The organism is Pseudacidovorax sp. RU35E (assembly GCF_900156165.1).
Classification (GTDB): domain Bacteria; phylum Pseudomonadota; class Gammaproteobacteria; order Burkholderiales; family Burkholderiaceae_C; genus Xenophilus.
Window position 1 is genome coordinate 313,637 of sequence record NZ_FTMY01000009.1, and the last position, 7,890, is coordinate 321,526.

Consider the following 7,890-nt stretch of genomic DNA (forward strand, 5'->3'; position numbering starts at 1 on the left):
AGCCAGTTCCTCGGGTGCACTTGCATGGCCTGCTCCGCGGCCTCTTGATCAGCGGCTGAACGAGTGCCTCTGACGAACTGATGCCACCGTGGAGCCGGCCCGCAAACACCCTTCCGGGACGCTGCCTTCTGGCGAGTCCCTCACTTCCGCCAATGCCATGACCCGAACCCTGCAACTTGCCGAAGAACTGATCGCGTGCCCTTCCGTCACGCCCGAGGACGCACAGTGCCAGCAGATCCTCGGCGAGCGCCTGGCCCAGTTGGGCTTCACGCTCGAGACCATCGTGAGCGGGCCCGACGACTTTCGCGTGACCAACCTGTGGGCGGTGCGCGGTGCGCCGACGGCGCCGACGCTCGTCTTTGCCGGCCATACCGATGTGGTGCCGACCGGGCCGCTGGAGCAATGGACGAGCGAGCCCTTCACGCCCACGCACCGCGACGGCAAGCTCTACGGCCGTGGAGCCTGCGACATGAAGAGCTCGCTGGCGGCCTTCGTCGTCGCCATCGAGGAGTTCCTGGCCGCCCATCCCGACCCCAGGCTGCGCCTGGCCCTGCTGCTGACCAGCGACGAGGAAGGCCCCGGCGTCGACGGCACCGTGGTGGTCTGCAACCAGCTGGCGGCGCGGGGCGAGCGGCTGGACTACTGCATCGTCGGCGAACCCACCTCGGTCAGCCGCTGCGGCGACATGATCAAGAACGGCCGCCGCGGCACCATGGGCGGACGCCTGACGGTGCATGGCGTGCAATGCCACATCGCCTATCCGCACCTGGGCAAGAACCCCGTGCATGCCTTCGCGCCGGCCCTGGCCGAGCTCGTCGCCATCAACGCCGCTGGCGGGTGGGACCCGAAGCCCAACCCCTACTTCCAGCCGACCAGCTGGCAGATCAGCAACATCCATGCTGGCACGGGCGCGAGCAACGTGATCCCGGGCCATGCGGTCATCGACTTCAACTTCCGCTTCTCCACCGAGGTCACGGCCGAGGCGCTGCAGCAGCGCGTGCAGTCGGTGCTCGATGCGCACGGCGTCGAGTACGACCTCAAGTGGACCATCGGCGGCCTGCCCTTCCTGACCACGCCCGGTGCGCTGGTCGAGGCCGTGCAGGCGGCCATCCGCGACGAGGCCGGCATCGAGACCGAGCTGTCCACCAGCGGCGGCACCAGCGACGCGCGCTTCATCGCCAAGGTCTGCGCGCAGGTGGTGGAGCTGGGCCCGGTCAACGCCAGCATCCACAAGATCGACGAGCACATCGAGGTCGACGCCATCGAGACGCTCAAGAACATGTACCGCCGCACCATCGAGCGGCTGGAGGCCGGCGCCCATGCCTGATGACGCCAAGCTCACCGTGATGGCCCTGGTGCAGGAGGCCGAGCAGCGCCTGAGCGACGCCGACGTCGCCTTCGGCCACGGCACAACCAACGCATTCGACGAAGCCGCCTGGCTGGTGCTGTGGCGCCTGCGCCTGCCGCTGGACCAGCTGGACGAGAACGCCGAGCGCGCCGTCTCGCCGGGCGCCGCGGCGCAGGTGCGGGCGCTGGTCGACGAGCGCATCGCCACCCGCAAGCCCGCCGCGTACCTCACCAAGGAGGCCTGGCTGCAGGGCGTGGACTTCTACGTGGACGAGCGCGCCATCGTGCCGCGCAGCTTCATCGCCGAACTGCTGGCCGATGCCAGCATCGACAACTGGCTGGGCGAGCACACACAACGCGTGCTGGACCTGTGCACCGGCAACGGCAGCCTGGCCGTGCTGGCCGCCATGGCCTGGCCCGAGGTGCAGGTCGATGCGGCCGACATCTCGCCCGAGGCGCTGGAGGTGGCGGCCATCAACGTCGCGCGCCACCAGCTCGATGCCCGCGTGCGCCTGCTGCAGTCCGACGGGCTGGCGGGCGTCGATGGCGTGTACGACCTCATCCTGTGCAATCCGCCCTACGTCAACGCCGCCAGCATGGCGGCGCTGCCGCAGGAATACCGCGCCGAGCCCGAACTGGCCCTGGCCGGCGGCAGCGACGGCATGGACTTCGTGCGCCAACTGCTGGCCGACGCCCCCGCCCGCATGAGCCCGCAGGCCGTGCTGGTGCTGGAGATCGGCAACGAGCGGCCTTTCTTCGAGGCCGCCTTTCCCCACCTCGAGGCCGTCTGGCTCTCGACCAGCGCCGGCGACGACCAGGTGCTGCTGCTGACCCGCGACGCCCTCGTCGCCCACCCATGATCATTCTGAACAACGTCGTCCTGCGCCGCGGCACCAAGGTGCTGCTCGACAGTGCGAGCGTCACCCTCAACCCTGGCGAGAAGGTCGGCCTGGTCGGCCGCAACGGCGCCGGCAAGTCCACCCTGTTCGCCCTGCTCAACGGCACGCTTCACGAGGACGGCGGCGACTTCAGCATCCCGAAGCAATGGCGCATGGCCCAGGTGGCCCAGCACATGCCCGAAACGGACGACTCGGCCACCGACTTCGTGGTGGCCGGCGATACGCGCCTGGCCGAAGCGCGCGAGGCGCTGGCCAAGGCCGAGGCCCTGCACGCCGCCGACCCCGACGATGCCGACGCCGGCATGGCCCTGGGCCAGGCCTACAGCGACATCGCCGATGCCGGCGAGCACGACGCCGTGCCGCGTGCGCAGGCGCTCATCATGGGCCTGGGCTTCAAGCTGCACGAGCTGGACCGGCCGGTCAACAGCTTCTCGGGCGGCTGGCGCATGCGCCTGCAGCTGGCCCGCGCGCTGATGTGCCCCAGCGACCTGCTGCTGCTGGACGAGCCCACCAACCACCTGGACCTGGACGCCCTGGTCTGGCTCGAAGCCTGGCTGCAGAAGTACGACGGCACCATGCTCGTCATCAGCCACGACCGAGAGTTCCTGGACGCCGTGACCAACGTCACCGTGCACATCGAGCAGGCCAAGCTGACGCGCTACGGCGGCAACTACAGCAAGTTCGAGGACATGCGCGCGCTGCGCATGGAGCAGCAGCAGATCGCGCACGAACGCCAGCAGGAAAAGATCGCCCACCTGCAGAAGTTCATCGACCGCTTCAAGGCCAAGGCCAGCAAAGCCAAGCAGGCGCAGAGCCGGGTCAAGGCCCTGGCGCGCATGGAGCGCGTGGCGCCGCTGCTGGCCGAGGCCGAGTTCACCTTCAGCTTCAAGGAGCCGGCCAACCTGCCCAACCCGATGCTCAGCATCACGGGCGCGAGCTTCGGCTACCTGCAGGAAGACGGCAGCGCCACCACCATCCTGTCGGGCGTCAGCCGGGGCGTGCTGGCCGGCCAGCGCATCGGCATCCTGGGCGCGAACGGCCAGGGCAAATCCACCTTCGTGAAGACGGTGGCGCACGATCTGCAGTTGGTCTCGGGCACCGTGACCGAAGGCAAGGGCCTGGCCATCGGCTACTTCGCCCAGCAGGAGCTGGACGTGCTGCACGAGACCAGCAACCCGCTGGAGCACATGGTGCGGCTGGCACGCGAGCTGGGCTCGGCAGCGCCGGCCGCCCGCACCGAGCAGGACCTGCGCGGCTTCCTGGGCAGCTTCAATTTCAGCGGCGACATGGTCAAGCAGCCGGTGGGCACCATGAGCGGCGGCGAGAAGGCGCGGTTGGTGCTGGCCATGATGGTCTGGCAGCGCCCCAACCTGCTGCTGCTGGACGAGCCGACCAACCACCTGGACCTGGCGACGCGCGAGGCGCTGGCCATGGCGCTGAACGAGTTCGAAGGCACGCTGATGCTGGTCAGCCACGACCGGGCCCTGCTGCGCACCGTGTGCGACGAGTTCTGGCTGGTGGGCCGCGGCGAGGTGCGCGACTTCGACGGCGACCTCGACGACTACCAGCGCTACCTGCTGGACGAGTCCAAGCGGCTGCGCGAAGAGGCCAAGCAGGCGAATGCGGCGGAAGTGGCGGCGGCATCCGCGGCCGCAGCGGCGCCGTCGGCCTCCCCCGCAAAGGCTGCCCCCCCGGCGCCTGCGGCTCCCGCCGCGGCCCCGCAGAGGTCGGCATCTTCGGCGTCTGAATCGAGGTCGGCGACTGCTGCCGTCGATGGTCGCACCCAGCGTCAGAACGACGCCCGCGAGCGTCAGCGCCTTGCCGAGCAAAGCCGGCCGCTGCGCAAGGAGCTGGCCAGCCTCGACCAGCGCATGGCCCAGGCCACCGCCGAGAAAGGCGCGCTGGAGGAACGCCTCGCCAGCCCGCTGCCGCCCGCCGAGATCGCCGAAGCCGGCAAGCGCCTCAAGCAGATCGGCGACGAGATCGAGGCGATGGAAGAGCGCTGGCTGGAGTTGTCCGAGGCGCTGGAAGGCATCGGGTCCTGAGACCTCGGGCAGAGCGACTTTCAGCAACACTATGGCGCGACACAAAGACGCTGAGGGCACGATCCGAGACTTGCTTGAAGCGCGCTTTCCGTATGGCAGTGCCCGCCAGGTTTGCTACAGGCAACATCTGAAAAAGGTGCTACTCAGCTTTTATGAAAGCGATTTTGCCGACAGAAAGTTTCTCGATGAGCTTTGCAATGCGGAGCCAGAAAAGTTCTGGCAGAGCTTGTCTGAAGCGCTTGTCTATTCCCTGCTTGCTGAACGTGGCATTGAACGCGAGCGGCCGGTTGGGAAAGGCCCCGACTTCCTGCTTCGGGATAAAAGCGGTCGCCGCACATGGGTGGAGGTCTACTGTCCGCAAAGAGGCAAAGATATGCAGGCCTCCTCGGGTGACAGTCGAGCGGATGGGACCTATTCGAGTCCTCCTGATGAAAGCGTCGCGTCGCGATGGACTGCAGGGCTCAAGGAAAAGACAGAGAAACTATTTGGTACGGCTGGCGTCTTGGGCTTTCTTGATCGCGAAATCGTAGGTCCCGAGGATGCGTATGTAATTGCCATCAATGGGTATCGGTTACGGAGTGAGCATGAGCCTCATGTGTCTGTCTACTGTGGAATCAATCAGCTTCCCCACGCTGTCAATGTAGCGTACGGCTTGGGGCACCTTGTTGCTCACGTCGATCCAAAGCACAAAGAGCCGTCACGCATCGGCTTGTCGTCTCGCGCCCATATTCGAAAATTCCGAAGCAGTGAGCCCGTAGCGCTTATTTCGTCGTGCTTCTTTCTCGAACCGAAGAACAGCAGGATCAGTGCTATCTGGGGGCTTGATTTAAGCGGAGAGTGTGTGGTGGGCAATCCGGAGCCCATCTGTCTCGTCCATAACCCGCACGCGGCCCATCCAGTGCGTCGCGGACTCATTCCTGCTGACGAGGAGTACTCGTGGGAGCCTCAAGATACCGGCCACGGCATTCTGACGTCGCACTTCCACGGGCATGTGCTCCCACCCAAAAAGTGGAAAGACTGAAGAAGACTCGTGACTGAGGACGTACGCAGAGGTGACGTTCGCTCGGCAGTCGAACGTAGCTTTAGCTTGTGCCCACCTACCGCTCCAGCCACCACAGCAGCAGCCCGCAGGCGCACACCACCACCTGCGTGCCGATCAGCATGCCGAAGCCGGCGAAGAACCCGGCCGCGGAACCCGCGGGCACCGCGGCGATCACGCTGCCCATCACCGCCGGCATGAAGCCCGCCACCAGGCTGCCGGTGCCGTTGACCACGCCGTAGGCGCTGGCCACATGCTCCGGCCGGGCGAAGTGCTGTACGGTGCTGGGGATGGCCGGGCTCATCAGGCCCCAGAAGAAGTTGGCGGCGATCAGCGTGAAGGCGGCGGCGTACCGGTCCTGCACCGCGATGGCCAGCCACACGGCCAGCGCCACGCCGATGCCGCCCACCACGAAGATCAGCGGCACATGCCGGCGCGCCACGCGGTCGATGAGCACCCCGCCCACCAGCACCGCCACCACCGACGCGTACTGCGGCAACGAAGCCAGCCAGCCCATCTCGCGCAGCGAGAAGCCGCGCGCCTCGCGCAGGTAGGCCGGCAGCCAGTTGCTGCTGCCCCAGAGGTAGGCCAGGAAGGCCGCCGTGAGCACCGTCACGAGCAGCAGGTGCCGCGTCTGCAGCGCCCCGCGCACGATCTGCCCGACCTGCCGCACGGCCTGGGTGGCACCCGCAGCGGGGGCGGCGGCATTCGGCCTGGGCATTCGCACGAACGCCAGCACCAGCGGGATGCCCAGCACGATGTTGATGAGCCCGAGCACATGGAAGGACGTCGCCCAGTCGTGGCCAGCCACCAGGTAGCCCACCAGCGGATAGCCCACCGCCAGGCCCAGCCCGGTGCCCATGTTGACCAGTGCATTGGGCTTGCCGTTCTCACGGCTTTCGAAATGGGCCTTGATGTAGGAGGCGGCCAGCGAGAACAGCGGTCCCTCGGACACGCCCAGCAGCACGCGCGAGGCCAGCAGGAGCCCATAGCTGCTCAGCATCGGCGAGGCGAAGGTCACCACGCCCCAGAGCAGCAAGCCGCAGATGAGGCTGCGACGCACACCCAGCAACGCCGCGGCGAAGGGCGTGAGCACGAAGGACGAGATGCCGTAGCCCACCATGAAGGCGGTGGCCAGCAGGCCCTGGCGGACGCGGTCGTTGGCGGCCAGGCCCATGTGGTCCAGGAAGTCCCGGTCGGTGATCAGGATCGAGATGTTGATGCGGTCGACGTAGGAGATGGCAACGATCAGGAAGATCGTCACCACGCCCCACCAGCGCGCGGCACGGGAATCGGTCATGGCAGCGGATGCGCCGACTGCGCGGCGCCGGAAATGTCAGAAGAAATGGCGGATGCCGAGGTCGAAGCCGGTCGACTTGCCACCGAGGTTGGTGCCGGAAGCCGCCACGCCCTGGGCGCCGATGGCGCGTTGCGCCCCCGCCCCGTTGTGGATGCGCGCGATGGCGCCGTAGACCTGGGTGCGGCGCGAGAGGTTGTGGCCGTAGCCCAGCGCGACCTTGGTCCAGTCGGCGTTGCTGCCCACGGTGTCGTAGCGGCTGACCTGGGCGCGGATCTCGCCGGCGCCCACGGGGACCTTCACGCCCAGCTGGGTGGCGCGGATCTCGACCGTGCCGCGCTTCTCGCTGGCCCACAGCAGCATCGGCACGGCCACGCCGAAGTCGTAGCTCGCGCCGACATTGCGGATGCGAACGTCCTGCAGCTGCGTCGTGCCTTGCAGCTTGGCCAGCGCGCCCGAGACGTGGAAGGCACCGCCGCGCCAGCCGAAGCGTCCACCGTTGTATTCGCCGGCCGACGTCGGCGCGGTGTTGGCCTGCTCGCCGGCCGCATGCTGCAGCTGACCATAGAAGCCACCCAGGTTGGGCGGCAGGAAGTAGCTGATCGCGTTGCCGATCTGGATCGGTGCGCCGTTCATGACGAAGGCGTTCGTGCCACCCACGCCGTTGGTCAGGAAGGGATCGAAGATCAGCGTGTTGAGGAAGGTGGCGGAGTCGTCGCGGCCCAGCCGCACCTCGCCGAACGGGCCCATCACGCTGACCGTGGAGCGGCGATTGAACGCGAGCGCGCCGCCCGTGGCCGTACCCAAGCCGGTGTCCGGCGCAAAGCCCGATTCCAGCCAGAAGCCCGCCGACAGGCCACCGCCGAGGTCCTCGGTGCCACGAAAGCCGATGCGGCTGATGTTGGCGCCGCCCTGGGCCAGGCCGGTGCGCGAACTGTTGTCGCCGGTCACATGGGCGATGCCCACGTCCACGGTTCCGAAGAGCGTGACGGACGACTGTGCCCAGCCGATGGCAGGCATCGCGGCAACTGCAGCGAAGGCCGTCGCGGCGCGCAGGAACGGGATGGACATGGGAAAGCCTCGAAAGGACAAGAAAAGGCGAAAGCGGCCGCTGGACCCTGCGGGTGCAGGGCCCACGAAAGCGCTCGCGGGGGGATGAAGGAAGGCGGGGGCTAGACGTCCAGCACCAGCCGTTTGCCGGTGCAGCGGGAGACGCAGATCATCATGGTCTTGCCCGACTGCCGCTCGATCTTGGTGAGGATG

General features: G+C 67.5%; 6 protein-coding genes. 4 read left to right on the forward strand and 2 right to left on the reverse strand.

Going from position 1 to position 7,890, the window contains the following annotated elements; all coding sequences use genetic code 11:
* Positions 1-157 precede the first annotated feature (157 nt).
* The 4 genes from dapE (at position 158) to BXA03_RS26600 (ending at position 5,312) form a co-directional block, all read left to right on the forward strand.
* Positions 158-1,327, forward strand: coding sequence for a succinyl-diaminopimelate desuccinylase (gene dapE / locus BXA03_RS18115; protein WP_076510381.1), 1,170 nt, complete (start codon positions 158-160; stop codon positions 1,325-1,327).
* Positions 1,320-2,207: a 50S ribosomal protein L3 N(5)-glutamine methyltransferase gene (gene prmB, locus BXA03_RS18120; RefSeq protein ID WP_076510383.1), complete on the forward strand. Its 888-nt coding sequence runs from the start codon at positions 1,320-1,322 to the stop codon at positions 2,205-2,207. Before dapE ends, prmB begins: the two co-directional genes overlap by 8 nt.
* Positions 2,204-4,291: an ABC-F family ATP-binding cassette domain-containing protein gene (locus BXA03_RS18125; protein WP_076510385.1), complete on the forward strand. Its 2,088-nt coding sequence runs from the start codon at positions 2,204-2,206 to the stop codon at positions 4,289-4,291. Before prmB ends, BXA03_RS18125 begins: the two co-directional genes overlap by 4 nt.
* A gap of 70 nt (positions 4,292-4,361) precedes the next feature.
* Positions 4,362-5,312 carry a hypothetical protein gene (locus BXA03_RS26600; protein WP_143476359.1) on the forward strand — a complete coding sequence of 317 codons (951 nt, stop codon included), beginning with the start codon at positions 4,362-4,364 and terminating at the stop codon, positions 5,310-5,312.
* Positions 5,313-5,388: 76 nt separating this feature from the next.
* On the opposite strand, the gene BXA03_RS18130 is transcribed toward BXA03_RS26600, so the two are convergent.
* Together BXA03_RS18130 and BXA03_RS18135 are read right to left on the reverse strand one after the other, a co-directional pair.
* Positions 5,389-6,630: an MFS transporter gene (locus BXA03_RS18130; protein WP_076510387.1), complete on the reverse strand. Its 1,242-nt coding sequence runs from the start codon at positions 6,628-6,630 to the stop codon at positions 5,389-5,391.
* Positions 6,631-6,666: 36 nt separating this feature from the next.
* A complete protein-coding gene (locus tag BXA03_RS18135; RefSeq protein ID WP_076510389.1) occupies positions 6,667-7,698 on the reverse strand; it encodes a porin in 1,032 nt (343 codons plus the stop codon).
* Between the last annotated feature and the right edge of the window lie 192 nt (positions 7,699-7,890).

Excerpts from the sequence above, each read along its gene's own strand:
- dapE (WP_076510381.1), top strand. The coding sequence starts at position 158 with ATGACCCGAACCCTGCAACTTGCCGAAGAACTGATCGCGTGCCCTTCC.
- prmB (WP_076510383.1), top strand. The coding sequence starts at position 1,320 with ATGCCTGATGACGCCAAGCTCACCGTGATGGCCCTGGTGCAGGAGGCC.
- BXA03_RS18125 (WP_076510385.1), top strand. The coding sequence starts at position 2,204 with ATGATCATTCTGAACAACGTCGTCCTGCGCCGCGGCACCAAGGTGCTG.
- BXA03_RS18130 (WP_076510387.1), bottom strand. The coding sequence starts at position 6,630 with ATGACCGATTCCCGTGCCGCGCGCTGGTGGGGCGTGGTGACGATCTTC.
- BXA03_RS18135 (WP_076510389.1), bottom strand. The coding sequence starts at position 7,698 with ATGTCCATCCCGTTCCTGCGCGCCGCGACGGCCTTCGCTGCAGTTGCC.